The organism is Desulfitobacterium nosdiversum, from assembly GCF_049860565.1.
GTDB lineage: Bacteria > Bacillota > Desulfitobacteriia > Desulfitobacteriales > Desulfitobacteriaceae > Desulfitobacterium_A > Desulfitobacterium_A nosdiversum.
Genome location: NZ_CP172056.1, coordinates 1,377,792 through 1,392,233, shown reverse-complemented (window position 1 = coordinate 1,392,233; position 14,442 = coordinate 1,377,792). Strand labels below are relative to the sequence as shown.

The 14,442-nt window shown below is 43.6% G+C and carries 14 protein-coding genes and 1 other annotated feature (1 of these 15 cut by a window edge); of the genes, 2 read left to right on the top strand and 12 right to left on the bottom strand.

What is annotated here, in order from left to right:
• Positions 1-38: a sequence feature (ribosomal protein L21 leader region), on the bottom strand (it extends 40 nt beyond the left edge of the window).
• A 173-nt stretch (positions 39-211) separates the two neighbouring features.
• The 3 genes from ACHOLT_RS06645 to ACHOLT_RS06635 are packed head-to-tail and all read right to left on the bottom strand — an operon-like array spanning position 212 to position 4,027.
• Complete coding sequence (locus ACHOLT_RS06645; RefSeq protein ID WP_425806695.1) at positions 212-1,447, bottom strand: Rne/Rng family ribonuclease; 1,236 nt, start codon at positions 1,445-1,447, stop codon at positions 212-214.
• A 10-nt stretch (positions 1,448-1,457) separates the two neighbouring features.
• Positions 1,458-2,174: a TIGR03936 family radical SAM-associated protein gene (locus ACHOLT_RS06640; protein ID WP_425806693.1), complete on the bottom strand. Its 717-nt coding sequence runs from the start codon at positions 2,172-2,174 to the stop codon at positions 1,458-1,460.
• Positions 2,171-4,027 (bottom strand): TIGR03960 family B12-binding radical SAM protein, encoded by a 1,857-nt coding sequence (locus ACHOLT_RS06635; RefSeq protein WP_425806691.1) that lies wholly within the window; start codon positions 4,025-4,027, stop codon positions 2,171-2,173. The genes ACHOLT_RS06640 and ACHOLT_RS06635 overlap by 4 nt, the downstream gene beginning before the upstream one ends.
• Before the next feature lie 171 nt (positions 4,028-4,198).
• Between ACHOLT_RS06635 and ACHOLT_RS06630 the strand changes: the two genes are divergently transcribed.
• Positions 4,199-4,459 carry a hypothetical protein gene (locus tag ACHOLT_RS06630; protein WP_425806690.1) on the top strand — a complete coding sequence of 87 codons (261 nt, stop codon included), beginning with the start codon at positions 4,199-4,201 and terminating at the stop codon, positions 4,457-4,459.
• 310 nt (positions 4,460-4,769) lie between these two features.
• On the opposite strand, the gene ACHOLT_RS06625 is transcribed toward ACHOLT_RS06630, so the two are convergent.
• A complete protein-coding gene (locus tag ACHOLT_RS06625) occupies positions 4,770-5,645 on the bottom strand; it encodes a site-2 protease family protein (protein WP_425806688.1) in 876 nt (291 codons plus the stop codon).
• Between the two features lie 19 nt (positions 5,646-5,664).
• On the bottom strand, positions 5,665-6,417 hold the full coding sequence (locus ACHOLT_RS06620) for a murein hydrolase activator EnvC family protein (RefSeq protein ID WP_425806685.1): 753 nt from the start codon (positions 6,415-6,417) through the stop codon (positions 5,665-5,667).
• Between the two features lie 181 nt (positions 6,418-6,598).
• Here ACHOLT_RS06620 and ACHOLT_RS06615 point away from each other — a divergent pair, with 181 nt between their 5' ends.
• The gene (locus ACHOLT_RS06615) at positions 6,599-7,531 is read left to right on the top strand and encodes a MerR family transcriptional regulator (protein ID WP_425806684.1); all 933 of its coding nucleotides are present in this window, start codon (positions 6,599-6,601) and stop codon (positions 7,529-7,531) included.
• Between the two features lie 69 nt (positions 7,532-7,600).
• Here the strand turns inward: ACHOLT_RS06615 and rodA are convergent, their stop codons facing one another.
• From rodA to mreC, 7 genes are all read right to left on the bottom strand, one after another.
• Positions 7,601-8,764, bottom strand: a complete 1,164-nt coding sequence (gene rodA, locus ACHOLT_RS06610; protein ID WP_425806682.1) for a rod shape-determining protein RodA — start codon at positions 8,762-8,764, stop codon at positions 7,601-7,603.
• Positions 8,765-8,897: 133 nt separating this feature from the next.
• Complete coding sequence (gene minE, locus ACHOLT_RS06605; RefSeq protein ID WP_425806680.1) at positions 8,898-9,173, bottom strand: cell division topological specificity factor MinE; 276 nt, start codon at positions 9,171-9,173, stop codon at positions 8,898-8,900.
• 29 nt (positions 9,174-9,202) lie between these two features.
• Positions 9,203-9,997: a septum site-determining protein MinD gene (minD, locus tag ACHOLT_RS06600; protein WP_425806678.1), complete on the bottom strand. Its 795-nt coding sequence runs from the start codon at positions 9,995-9,997 to the stop codon at positions 9,203-9,205.
• 55 nt (positions 9,998-10,052) lie between these two features.
• Positions 10,053-10,739, bottom strand: a complete 687-nt coding sequence (minC, locus tag ACHOLT_RS06595) for a septum site-determining protein MinC (protein WP_425806677.1) — start codon at positions 10,737-10,739, stop codon at positions 10,053-10,055.
• A gap of 187 nt (positions 10,740-10,926) precedes the next feature.
• The gene (gene mrdA, locus ACHOLT_RS06590; RefSeq protein WP_425806675.1) at positions 10,927-13,023 is read right to left on the bottom strand and encodes a penicillin-binding protein 2; all 2,097 of its coding nucleotides are present in this window, start codon (positions 13,021-13,023) and stop codon (positions 10,927-10,929) included.
• A gap of 21 nt (positions 13,024-13,044) precedes the next feature.
• Positions 13,045-13,551, bottom strand: a complete 507-nt coding sequence (gene mreD / locus ACHOLT_RS06585) for a rod shape-determining protein MreD (RefSeq protein WP_425806673.1) — start codon at positions 13,549-13,551, stop codon at positions 13,045-13,047.
• Between the two features lies 1 nt (position 13,552).
• Complete coding sequence (mreC, locus tag ACHOLT_RS06580) at positions 13,553-14,422, bottom strand: rod shape-determining protein MreC (RefSeq protein WP_425806671.1); 870 nt, start codon at positions 14,420-14,422, stop codon at positions 13,553-13,555.
• Between the last annotated feature and the right edge of the window lie 20 nt (positions 14,423-14,442).

Genomic DNA, 14,442 nt, shown 5'->3' with positions numbered 1-14,442 from the left:
ACTTGTTAGTTGCCTGATTTGTGCGGTTGCGGTGAGAAGTCACCACATTTAGTTATTTTAGCATTAAGTGCATCAATTTGTCAATTTTAAAATAAATACAATAAGTAGCTTTTTCAGGTCTATTCCAATCATACTCAAAAGCAAATTACGATTATCTCGAATGATTTTCACATGTACATCGCGCGAATGTAACGCTATAACGTACTTGCTCTCAGATTCGTCCGGTCCCTTCACAGGAAGAACAGGGTTTGCTATAACGTACAGCCAGGGTCTGACCGATCTTTTTACGGGTCATCTCGACAAGGCCAAGCTGGGTCAGGCCCATGATCTGACACTTTACTTTATCTTTGGCACAAGCCTTTTCCAGAACCCCAAGCACTTGCTTCTGATCTTCCTCGGAAATCATATCAATAAAGTCGATAATAATAATCCCGCCAAGGTTGCGCAGCCTTAATTGTCGGGCAATCTCTTCCGCTGCCTCGCAATTCGTATGCAGCACAGTATGTTCGAGAGAATTCTGTCCAACGTATTTTCCCGTATTGACATCAATGACGGTTAAGGCTTCGGTCTGTTGAACGACTAAATATCCACCGCTTTTCAGCCAGACTTTCGAACGCAACGCTTTACGAATTTCGTCATCCACGCCATAATCATCGAATAAGTTATCTTTATAGATCAGACGCACATGATTTGCTGCAGGATGGCCAATTTTTCGAAGCGCGTTTCTCAGCCCTTCCGCAACCTCAGGTTGATTAACTGTAAGTGCTTCTACACTACTATCAACCCATTCGCGAATCATGCGTGATAACAAGTCTACATCTTCATGGGCTAGTCCGGGAACCGACACATGAGGTAATTTTTCAGTAATCTGCTGCCAAAGTTCAACAAGCTCCTGCAAATCTTCAGTAAGCTCGTTGCCCTCAACCCCTTCAGCGAGTGTTCGGATGATCACACCCATTCCCTGAGGACAGATACCCCTGGCCAGTTCTCTTAAGCGGGTGCGTTCATCCTCATCCGTAATTCGCCGTGAAACACCGATATAGTCTGTATTTGGCATTAGAACTGTATATCGCCCTGGGATCGTAATATTTGTTGAAATACGAGCTCCCTTTGTTCCTACAGGTTCCTTAATAATTTGGACCAAAAGCTCCTGACGCGACTTTAAGACCTGCTCCACCCGCGGCAAACGGTTTACACTTACCTTGGCATCCCCATCAAAGCACAGCGGAATGGCATCGGCAACATAGAGAAACGCATTTTTCCCCAGCCCAATATCGACAAATGCTGCCTGCATGCCGGGCAGAACATTTTCTACCCGGCCTCGATAGATATTCCCAACAAGATGAGAATAGGCACCTTCTTCTTCGTGTACTTCAATGACATTTCCGTCTTCAAAAACAGCGGCTCTCATCTGTTGAGCCTGTCCTTGCAGAATAATTTCTTTCAAAGGGCTTTCCTCACTTCCCAAAAGCCTCATGTTCCATGGGAGAATATTTCTGCCCTTCATAGCTCACGTAGATTCCTGTCCGTTTAATTCTAAGGATATCTAAATCAAGGGGAAGCTTTTCCAGATCGCAAAGGCTGGCGATCACCTCTTCAGGTCGCACACTTCCTTGATTTCCTACCTCAACTTCCAATTCGAAAATAGCGTTGTCTCCATCAATATGACCCTTCAGTCCCTTAACCCAAGGACGAATATCCTTTTCAATACGTCCTTTTTTACTGTACCTTTCATAAGGAATCTGCTTTCTTGCTAACCAAGAGGTAATTCCTTCCTGCAGGCGTTCCTCAGAAACGGGCAATCCCAAAGCAACCGAGATGTTGTAGCTGGCAGAATTCAATACCGCCATTAAGGCTTTTGTTCCATCCGCGATAACCCTTCCCTCGAGAAGACGGATTCCAACGGGCAGCTGTTCCTGGAGCCTTCCCAGAATTTCTTTAAGCTCGATTTCCTGAGCCAGCTCGATATCGACGTATTCCCTTTCACCTTCAACACCCACAGCCAAAGCCGAACCGAAGGAAATCTTCGGATGGGGGTTAAATCCCTCAGAATAGGCCGTTTTAATCCCTGCCCGACGAAGCGAGCGTTCAAAAACACGTGCTAGATCAAGATGCGCAATATATTTAGCTTCTTTTACTTTAGTAAAGGCGATTCTTACCCGCAAGGCACTCACCCTTTCAAATCAATCTGGACCCCTCTGCCTGGGCAAATTCCACACCCAGTGCAATCTTCATATCTGCAATCCAAAGTTCTAGCTTCCTGTAATGCTCTCCGATGTTCTGTGATAAGGAACCTTTTGGTTACCCCGCTTTCCAAGTGATCCCAAGGGAGAACATCGTCATAATCAGTCGCTCGGTTTGCGTAAAAATGAGGATCTAAACCGAGGGTCTTAAAGCTCTCTAACCAGGTATCATATTTAAAATGCTCAGCCCAACCGTCAAACTTGCATCCATTTTTGAACGCCCATTCCAGAGAATCGGCCAGTCTGCGGTCGCCTTTAGCAAAAACGGCTTCAAGGTAACTTGTTTTAACATCGTGATAATTGTATTTGATGCGTCGATCTCTGAGCTTTTCCTTTAAATAGTGCTGCTTTTGTTCGAGCGAAGCCATCCCTTCCTGAGGCTCCCACTGGAAGGGAGTATGTCCCTTTGGAACAAAAGAACTGGTTGAAACCGTCACTTTAACATTACGTCTGCCCAGTTTTGTCCCTAACTCTGCCACTTTTTTGGCCAGGGAGGCTATTCCGTCAATATCTTCCTGTGTTTCCGTCGGCAATCCGATCATAAAGTAAAGCTTGATTGTAGACCACCCTGCCTTAAAAGCAGATTCTGCAGCCTGTATAAGATTTTCTTCGGTAACCCCTTTATTGATGACATCACGAAGGCGTTGGGTTCCCGCTTCAGGCGCAAAGGTTAACCCAGATTTTCGGACCTTTTGAACCTCTCGAGCAAGGCCTACACCAAAAGAATCCAATCTTAACGAAGGAAGTGAAACGCTCACTTTTTCAGCGCTGTATTTATCTAAAATTCCATGAATCAAAGGCTGAACACAGGTATAGTCTCCAGTTGAAAGAGAAGTCAAAGAAATCTCTTCATAGCCTGTGGATTTAACGAGTTCTTCCGTTTGGCGCATCAGTGTTTCCGGAGAACGCTCACGGACCGGGCGATAGATCATCCCTGCTTGGCAGAAACGGCAGCCTCTCGAACAGCCTCTCATAACCTCCAGCATCATCCGATCATGCACGATCTCCATATAAGGTACGATCGGATCAGTCGGGAAAAAGGCTTCATCAAGATTATGGACAATCGCTTTTTCAACTGTTTTCGGAACTCTAGAATCAGCAACAATCTTTTCCAGCCGTCCATCCGATTTATACTGAACTTCATAAAACTCCGGAACATAAGCCCCTTGAATTTTAGCGGTCTTTAAGAGGAACTCTTCACGCGAAACCGGGTTTTTCTTTTGCTCTTCAAAAAGTTGAAGGAGCTCAGGCAGCGTTTCTTCCGCTTCACCCAGCATAAAGAAGTCGATAAACGGTGCCAGGGGTTCTGGATTGAAGGCACAAGGCCCGCCCGCAATAATCCATGGATGCTCCGGTCCGCGATCTTTAGCCCGTAGGGGAATTCCTGCAAGATCCAGCATGTTTAAAATATTTGTAAAGCTCATCTCATATTGAAGCGTAAATCCCACGACATCGAATTCGCGGATGGGGCGAAAAGATTCTAATGCGTAAAGAGGTATGTTCTTCTCGCGCATTTTCTCCTCCATATCGATCCATGGCGCGAAAACCCGTTCGCAGAGAAAATTCTCCTTTGAATTACCAAGAGCATAAAGAATCCGGGTTCCTAAGTGAGACATTCCAACCTCATACACATCCGGGAAAGCAAAGGCCATATGAACTGTTGTTTTTTCCCAGTCTTTGTGAATTGAATTCCACTCAGACCCTAAATATCGGCTCGGCTTCAGTACCTTTGGCAAGAAGATCTCAACCTGCTTTCGGATATCTGCCGCGGTAACGTCACTCATGCTGAAAATGTGCCTCCTTGTTTCGTTGTAATTAGATATTATAGCACAGCTCGTCTGATTATTCCAGCAAGGCGATTTGCAGGCGGCAAAGCAAGGTTCTGAGAGTTTTTAAATGCTTTGGAATTACATCGAAGAAATCTTGGAGATAGCCTTTTAGCATCCATTCAGGCGATGGCGTTCGCCGATCAAACTAGGACTCAAACTCGTTTTCTCGGGATGGGGTTCCCGCCAAAATCGCCATCCATGGCTCTGTTGGCGGTGGCTCACTTCCATGTGAGCCACCCCGCTGAAGTCTTTGATCGAGTTTTCGTCAAGTTTGGTGGCGGCTCTCTTCAAGCCTTCATTCCTGCTAAAAGGCTTTCTCTGAAGCTTTCAGGTATTCTAATAAATAATACTGATATGCCAAAGATTTTCAGTAGGCTTAATTTATAATCTCCAAGTCCGCTCCTTGCCACAAGGCAAGGCAATTGCTTTTTCTCGTAGTTTTCAAGGACCCGAAAGAGCCTTTTGTTAGCTATGAAGGCTTTCAAGTGAGACGTTACCGAACTTGATTTAAACTCGGGGACAGAAGCTTCAGCGGGGCAGAGCCCATGGACGGGCTCTGCTGCCAACAGAGCCAAGGATGGCGATTTTGGCAGGTACCCCTCCCAAAATCCGAGTTTAAATCTTAGTTCGGTCGGCGAACGCCCCGCCTGAATAGATAACAAAAGGCCTCTTTCATCTCTTCTAAAATCGCCTGAGATCAAAGCTTCCCGACAGGATAATGAATTCCATGCCTCATCATGCCCTCCACAACCTCGGTCTCCGTCAGTGTCCTCTCCACCTGAAACTCCTTGCCCGGTAAATGAATGAGAGCATAGCGGTCGGGTGTAAGTTCTTCAATTATCCGAATAAGTGGCGTTTCAGTGTAAGCTGTAAGAACTTTGCTCTTCATAAAACCTTTGCTCAGTAGTTCTTCCTTTTTACGCGTGAGCTGACGCAAAAAGGTAATTCGCGCGGAAGCAATTTCCTTATTGCCTGAAAGCAAGAAAAAACCGGCCAATAGGAAGAGTGTAATGATCCCTTCCATAGAATTTCCTTTTCCCGCAAAAATCAATCCCAGAATAATTAAAATAATGCCAAAGGCTTGACCGCAACGGGCAAGTACTTTTGTAGTACGCACAAAACCAAAAACATCCGAAAAAAGTGCTCGTACGATACGTCCCCCGTCTAAGGGAAGCAGCGGCAGCAAATTAAAGGCGGCTAACCAAAAGTTGATACGTATAAACTCTTCACTGCTTCCTCCCGACCAATACCCTTGCCATCGAATTGCCTGAGCGGCAAACAACAATAGGAAATTAAATAATGGACCCGCTACTGCCATAATGCTTTCTTCTATTTTTCGCCCTTCAAATAGGTCATCACAGTAAGCAGCCCCGCCAAAGGGGAAAATCTCCAATCCTACCACCTTAAATCCATACGCCTTAGCCGTAAGCAAGTGAGCTAACTCATGCCCAATGACCAGGGCGAAGATTAAAAGAGCCTGGGTTATCAGTCCCAGGATCCCATAGGCAAGTAAAACGAGCAAAAACGTCGGATGGACTCTAATACTAAGTCCTTTAATCTGAAATATTTCCACTCTGCCGCCTCCTCAAATATTACTTTGCTGTTGATGTGAGGTAAGGCATAGGATTTACGGGTTGACCATCCTTACGCAATTCAAAATGAAGCCACGGTTTTTTAAGGGGGGCGGAGAGTCCAACGGTTCCGACAACATCACCTGCCTTAACCGCCTGCCCTTTTTGCACGCTGACATCACCGAGATTAGCCAACACAGCTGTCCATCCATCCGAAAAATCCAGTTTAACTAACCGACCCAATTGAGGATCTTCCCCTACTTGTGTCACAACCCCTTTATATGGAGAAACTACAGGAATCCCTAAAGCACTCCCAATATCAATCCCGTTATGAATACTTCCTTTACCTTGACTATCTGTTGTTCCAAAAGCTGCAGTTACCGGCCCCGAAAGAGGCGGAACAAACTTTCCTTTCATTTGTGCATCTACCGGAGTTGCTTTTACGCCTCCGGACCCAATTCCCATCGCTTCTTTAGCCATTCCGTTCATCATGGCATACATATCGCCATTTTTGACCGTTCCTTTATAAATGTCATAAATGGATTTAGAAAGAATGTCTTCTCCTTTCGAGGCGAAAAAAAGCAGGAGAAAAAATACGACCGAAAGAGCTGCCTTTTTTTGCGTCCCATTCCATGAATAAAGAAGCTCTTTTTTAGACCTTTTCGTAGCATTTCGTTTTACCGGCCAATCTTGGTATTTTGTTCCCCGCTCACGGCCTAATTCCTGCGCCGCTTTTTCCCATTCCCAATCATCCCAACGTTCAAACGGATTCATCCTATCCACACCCCTTAGCTCGTACACTTGCTAATTTTTATGCTTCGGGGTAAAAAAAAAGAACTTCCCTTCATTCCTGTTAGATTAAAATAAAGTTGAACTGCAATTCACGATTAAAGATATTTGCACTTTACTGTTCCCTTAGGTATTAGTGTATAGTTTTGTACAGGAGGGATTTGTAATGAAGATAAGTGAAGTCATGAAGATTACAACGCTTACTAAGAAAGCAATAAACTATTATGAGGAAGAGGGGTTAATAAAGCCCCAAGTCAATCCAGAAAACAACTATCGGGAGTATTCACAAAGCGATGTTGATAAATTGGTACAGATATCTGTTCTAAGACAATTGGATGTACCCATTAAACTAATTAAAGATATAATAGTTAAGCCCGAAATGTTAAAAGACAAGTTAGAACAACACTTAATAAGTATAAATGATAAAATAAATAGACTCGGAAAAAGCAAGAATATCATAATGTCTTGCTTAAAAAGCACTAACGATTCCAATATTGAATTAACTAAACATTTATTATTTTTAAATAAGTGCTTAGAAATGGATGATCGAGAAAGAGAAGGATTTATGAAAAGACAGTTAAAACGTATTTTCCCTGGAAACTTTGGTAAAATGCTAGTAATTCATTATGCCCCTTTTTTAAATTCTCCTATAGATACAAAAGAAAAAGAGGATGCCTGGCTCAATTTGGTTGAATTTTTAGATGAAGTTGAGAGTATTGAGTATCCTGAAGAAATGAAAGAGATATATAAAAATTTAACCGACGAAGATATGGAAAAATATGAGAATGTTTCTATAAAAAATGCAAAAAAATGGATTGGAATAAAAGATGAGGAACTTCTTGATGAAAAGAAACAATTCCTAGAGTTTATAGAAAGGCTGAATAGTGATGCTGATATGCAATCGTCATGGCAAAAAACTTTTAGAATAGACAAAACCTTGAAGGAACAAATGAAGAATATTAACTATTATGAAAAATTTACTGAGAACTTAAAAATACTCAGTGAAGACTATTGCGAATACACTAACGCCATGAACAATTATATTAAATTACTAAACGTTAAAGTCGATGATAAAGGGAAAATAGAATTTGCTGATTAAAACTTAATTTTTTTGCAAAAAGGCCGAAAGCATAATGCTTCCGGCCTTTCTTATATCTTGTATTTTAAGTTAGAACATCAGTCGCTGTCGCCTTAAATTAATGCTGAGCAAAAGTCCTACTCCAGCCATATTAGTCCACATCGTACTGCCGCCGTAACTGATTAACGGAAGCGGAATGCCTGTAACCGGCATTATCCCGGAAGTCATCCCGATATTGACAAGAATATGAAAGACAAACATGCACACGACTCCCGAACCCACAAGCATGCCGTGTAGGTCTTTTGATTTCATAGCAATGCTGATCGCCCTAAGCAAAAAGATTGCAAATAGAAACAGTAAGGTGATTGTCCCAATAAACCCAAACTCTTCACCGATAACCGAAAAGATAAAATCGGTGTGATGTTCAGGCAAAAAATTGAGCTGACCTTGAGTTCCTTGTCGATATCCCTTGCCCCACAGGCCGCCGGAGCCAATAGCCCAGATCGATTGGATAATATGATATCCATCTCCCGAGGTATCCGCCATAGGATTCATAAAAATAGTCAACCGTTTCAGTTGGTAATCCTTCATCGGCAACGGAAGGCCTTGGACAAATTTTAAAAAGCCGGGTAAATTCGTAGAAAAATGGAGCCAAAGTGCAACTCCTACGATTAAAGCTCCTCCCAGCAATAATCCTCCAAACTTCCAAGGGTTAGCCCCTGCGATAAACATCATCCCAACAAAAATAGCAGCAATAACTAAGGTTGTCCCTAAATCAGGCTGTTTAAAAATAAGCGCCATAGGGACAGCTACGAATAAAAAAGGTGGAATGAAGTCACGAAAGCGGTTTAATTTACCCTGCCGTTTTGCTAAGAAATCAGCCAGAGTAATGATGATAAAGACTTTGGCAAATTCGGAAGGTTGAATGTTAAAACTTGCTGTTACCGGAATCCAGCGCTGTGCCCCTTTAGCAGCAGTTCCAAAAGCAAACACAGCAGCCAGTAAAGCAAGATTCAATCCATAGATCCACCAGCTGAACCGCCTGAATTTTTGATAATCAATCGCTGCTACAATAACAGCAATAACAATCCCCGTCGCAATCCACATCGCCTGAGCCTTGACATAAAAATAAGGTTGAGATTTGATGACATTCAGGGATGCCGTACTTAAAACTAAGAGACTTGCACCCAAAAGCAGCAGAAGAAAAAAAACAAAAAGAAAATCAAGATTCTTAAAGGTTCGTCGATCAAGCATAGATAAATACCCCTTTATAGTTCTTGTTTCTCATTATAACATAAGGGGCTTATGATTTAAAAAGGATCACCCCATTTTAGCAAGGCAACCCCTGTAAGATATCATTTATTTTATTTATAGTATCCAATATTTCCTAGCCTTTAGCCGCATAATCCCTCTTCATCCGAACTACCGGAATGTTCGCGACCAAGGCAACTTCACGGTCATCCTGGCTGAGGTTAACCTCCAGGGCTGATTCATCAATCTCCATATAATTAGAAATAACCTTTATTAAATCCTCTTTAAGCTGATTTAACATCTGCGGTGAAATACTGGCTCGGTCATGTACGAGGACAAGCCGCAAGCGCTCTTTCGCAATATTCTTCGAAGCACTCTCCTTACCGAGCATCCTGTTAATAAACTCTAACATGGCCTATTCCTCCTCTCTGTGCCAGGCACTTAGCGCATCCCCAAAATTTTCCTGATTTTATCCATGAAACCTTCAGGTGCATCAAGATTCATCAATGGAACCTCTTCTCCTTGAATTCTGCGCGTAATGCGGCGATAAGCTTCCCCTGCATGAGAAGAATGGTCCATAACCGCAGGTTCGCCACGGTTTGTTGAGATAACAATACTCTCATCGTCAGGAACAACCCCGATCAAATCAATAGCAAGAATATCCATAATATCGGATATATCCATCATATCACCGCGTTTAACCATTTGCGGACGAATCCGATTGATGATCAAACGCGGATTTCGAAGATCAGCTGCTTCCAATAAACCAATAATCCGATCGGCATCACGAACTGCACTTACTTCCGGTGTCGTAACGACAATAGCACGATCTGCTCCTGCGATAGCATTTCGGAAACCCTGTTCAATACCTGCAGGACAATCAATGATCGCATAGTCATATTCTTTTTTCAGTTCCTCTGCCAAAACCTTCATTTGGTCCGGATTAACTGCAGTTTTATCTTTTGTTTGCGCGGCAGGCAGGAGATATAGATTTTCGAAACGCTTGTCCTTGATCAAGGCTTGTTTTAGACGGCAGTTTCCGCTGGTTACATCAACAATATCATAAACGATCCTGTTCTCGAGACCCATAACTACATCAAGATTCCGCAATCCGATATCTGTATCCACCAAAACCACTTTATGCCCTGTCGCTGCGAGACCTGTTCCAATATTAGCCGAAGTGGTTGTTTTGCCAACTCCTCCTTTTCCCGAGGTCACGACAATAACTTCTCCCATGTTTAAACCTACCTTTCAAAAAATGTTTTTGTATATACTATCACCAAAGTAAGTTTTATCTTCCTTTACCTCTCAGTCCCGTCATTTGTACACCTTCAACGATAAGCTGGCTTTCCTTAATTTTTGCGATTTCAGGGCCGCGCCAACCTTCCGTTACTTCAGGTGAACGTGCAACGAGATCTGCTATTCTTAATTGAGTCGGTGCAAGATGATATGCACTGACTGTCGCTTTTCGCTCTCCCGTTGCTCCGGCATGAGCAACCCCGCGAAGCGAACCCATTACGACGATATTTCCGGTTGCAATTATTTCTGCTCCAGGATTTACGTCTCCAATAACCACAACATGTCCGTCAAATTGAATACTTGCTCCTGAACGAAGCGTCCGCTCAACAAATAAACAGGAACCTTCAACCATCCCTTCATCCCACACCCGTGTTTTTTCTGATTCCTGATTAACAGGGGCTGAAGTACGACTCGCATGATAAACCTCATCTGCCGTCAACCACCCCGCAAGAGTCAATCTGCTTTGTGCAAGGGCAAGTCTTAATTCCTCTTTTTGCTCTGGAGTGAGTACTTTGTCTCCCCCATAGCACCGGACCGCAGCCCCTTGGAGAAAGTGTTCAGATTCTCCGAGAAGTATTTGGAGTTCATCCATCAAAACGGAAAAATCCGCCTCAGGATCAAGGTATAATACCAGCCCGTCCCGAGTCCCTTTAAGCGCTAAATGCTCTGTTAATGCCAACCCGTTAATCCCCCATCGTCTGATTTAGATGCTTGTCCAAACGCCTCTTAGGAAGTAAATATATCTTTTTCAGTTTCAGACGTTCATATTAGTTCTACAAAACAAGTCAAATACCCTTTTCGTTCACAAAAAAAACGAGGATGATTTTCCTCGTTTTTAACTTTATTTCGTATAGATATTGTCAAAATCAGCCTCCACTTGTGGATTTCCAACCAAAATATTGCATAAAAGCCGCTTTAGCGACAACCCCTGCTGTTTCTCCACCGTGGCCTCCATATTCAACGACCCCGGCAAACGCAATCTGCGGATCGTCATAAGGGGCAAAGCCCACATACATACCATTATACAGCTCCCCGGCAATTGTATTCTTCGAACCAATTTGAGCTGTACCCGTTTTACCCCCTCCCGAATACTGGGGAAGATCAGAAAAAATATAAGCTGCTGTTCCTTCTCCCTTCGTTACCGCAGCCATTCCCTGTTTCACAGTTTCCAGATTTTGAGGAGAAACAGAAACGTTATTTAAAACTTGAGGCTGATTTTGCTGGGCTACATTTCCCGTTACAGGATCAATAATTTTATCGACAACGTAGGGCTTCATATGTTTTCCCCCGTTGACCAAAGTTGCAACATAATTTGCAAGCTGCAGCGGTGTATAGGCATTATAGCCTTGACCGATGGAATTATTGAAGCTGTCATAGATTTGCCAGTCGACATTCTGTGCAATCATTTGTTGATACCAAGTATCCACTTGCTTGATTGCGGTATCCTTTTTGGCTTGAAGGTTCTGCTTTGATTTATCATCAGGGGCCTGCGCGATCTTTGTTGCATAGTCCGTTTCAATCGTTTTTAACTTCTCATCGCGCATTTTGTCATAGGAGGGAGTATAATACCCCTTTTTCCATTCCGCAGACGGAGAGACTCCTATCGCTTCTCCAGGCAAATCAACTCCGCTCTTAACCCCTAAGCCAAATTCATTAGACAACTGTTTCATCAATTCGGGATTGGAATCAAACACTCGGCGTCCAACAATTTCAAAATAAATATCGGAAGACAGTGCTATCCCGCGCATCATATTAACCATACCGAAATTGTTTCCGCCCCACTCTGGGAACCCTGCCTCCTGCACCTTTGCATTGCCAAGAGCAGACAAGGTATCATTGAACGAATCTGAAGGAGAAACAACCCCACCTTGCAGGGCGGCCATGGCCGTAATCATCTTATACGTCGAACCTGGGGGATAAACTCCTGAAAGGGCTCTGTTATAGGATGCTGCGTCTTTATCCTGAAAATACCTTTTCGCGGTATCATCTGAAATTATCCCAATTAAATCATTGGGATTCATATAGGGGCGAGAAGCCATAGCCAGTATTTTTCCTGTTTTAACTTCAATGACAACGGCGGCTCCGACTTGCGCATCACTATGACTTTTTTGAACATCAGCAATAACGCTGTCCAAATTATTTTGAACGGTTTGCTGAAGATTGGCATCAATCGTTAATTGAATTGTCTTTCCAGGTTCCGCCGGTTGAATGACCTGCTTGCTGATCGGTCGTGCACTGTTATCGACAACAACCTGCTGAACTCCTTCTTTGCCACGCAGCCAATAATCGTAACTTTTCTCGACTCCCATTTTGCCGACAATATCGCCCTGTACATACTTAAAGCCATCCTTTTGCGCCAAAGGCTGCTGGTTAAATTGATCAATCTCTTTATCGCCGATTTCACGAACATACCCTAAAACTTGTCCCATCAACGTATTTTGAGGATAAGAACGCACTGGAATCGCATCAACGCTGACCCCGGGAAGTTCATCCTGATGCTCAGCGATTACGGACTGAAGTGTTTCCGGGACGTTTGATAACACAGTAACCGGACGATATCTTTCCCACTGTTTATTTTGAATCATAGCAAAAATATCTTCAGTGATAGCGTCCACCGATTCAGCCTGGTTGGGCCAATAGGGTTTAATGAATCCAGCTAAGCGACGAACAACATCTTTCCAGTTTGTATTCTTCGCTTGCTGTAAATCCAACCAGTCGATGGTTAAGGCAAATTCCGGAACGCTCGTAACCAAAAGTGTTCCATTTCGGTCCTTGATATCACCGCGCGTTGCCGGAACGGTAACCAGCTGCTGAACATTTCCTTGGGCCATTGTCGTATAATAGGATGATTTAGCAATCTGCAATCGCCAAAGATTAAACCCGAGAATCGCAAAAACCAGCACCACGACGATACTTAAACCCCATAACCGATGCAAAAACGGTTTACGTTCCCGATCTTCCATTAATATTCCCTCCTGAGTGATCTACCTTTCGTACTTCGGACGGTATCTAAGCCATCCTTTCAAAAAAGAGCGATGAATCCAAGGATAGCTGATGGGAACCAAGATCGCATTATATAACGAGACACCCATCGCTAAACGCAAGGCGTCACTCATCGTCCATTGCACCCCTACCCCTAGACTCAAAAAGGCTATTAACGTTTGACCCATAAATGTGACAAGAAAAACGAGCAATGTGGTCAACGCGAAATTTTCCCGATACCAGCGCTGAGCAAGCCAGCTGCTGAGGAGAGCGACCCCGGTAAGAGTCAAGGAGTACATTCCGAAATGCCGGCCGAGATAAAGATCCTCTAAAATGCCGGCACCTAATCCCCAAAAGGCTCCTATCATGGGTCGATGGTGTAACGCCATATAAATTGTGAAAAGCATAATCAAGTCAGGCTTTATTCCGCCCCAAGACCAGAAGTAGAAAACCGTTCCCGGTAAAATCAAACTCAGAAGGAGCATAACGAGCATAATAAAATACCGCATATTACTGCCCCTCCGTCTTCTTCACAATATACACTTCTTCCAGAGAATCGAAATCTTCTAAAGGCGCAATATAAGCCGTTTTTAAAAGTCCCGAATGATCCAGTTGAATTTGTTCTACCTTGCCAATCGGCACATCCTTCGGATAGACTCCACCCATTCCCGAAGTTAACACAAGATCCCCAACATTGATATTATCCTCACGACGGAAAAGCATTTGCAAATTGCCCTCCGAATCAAGCCGTGAAGTTCGCTTATAGGTACCTTGAACAATTCCGAAAGTTGCTGTTCCGGTGCTTCCACGCACCAGAGCGCTGACCTGTCCTTCTCCATCCGTGACTAAAAGGACCTCGCAGGTGCTCTGTGTAACGGCTATAACTTTACCCACTAGTCCATACTGAGCAATTACAGGATTATTAACGGCAACCCCATCTTTACTTCCTCTGTTCAAGGTAATCGTCTGATACCATGCACTTGGATTACGATTGATGATACTCGCCCCAACCTTGGTATATTTGTCTAACGTAGGACTGTTAAAAAATCCTTGGTCCAGCGCAGTATACCGCATTCCTGCCAATACCTGCTCTTTTAACTTTAAATTGTCTCCTGTCAGTTGTTCTACCTTTTGCTTGAGCTCTTTATTTTCCGCTTCAACCGCCCGGAAACTCCAGATCACCCGCGTATTATTACGAATTCCATTTCCGACCTGCAGCAGAACATTTTCAACAGGACTCAATACACGTTGCAAAGCCCCGCCAACGGGATTCGGAAAATGATTTCCTAGCCCTGTAAGGCGGATACTAACTAGAACGCCGAGCAGTAGAAAGAAAACGAGAACCGCAATTCCCGTCGCTGTAACTCTTCTTTTCCCCACCGAGGTTTCCTCCTCGCTCT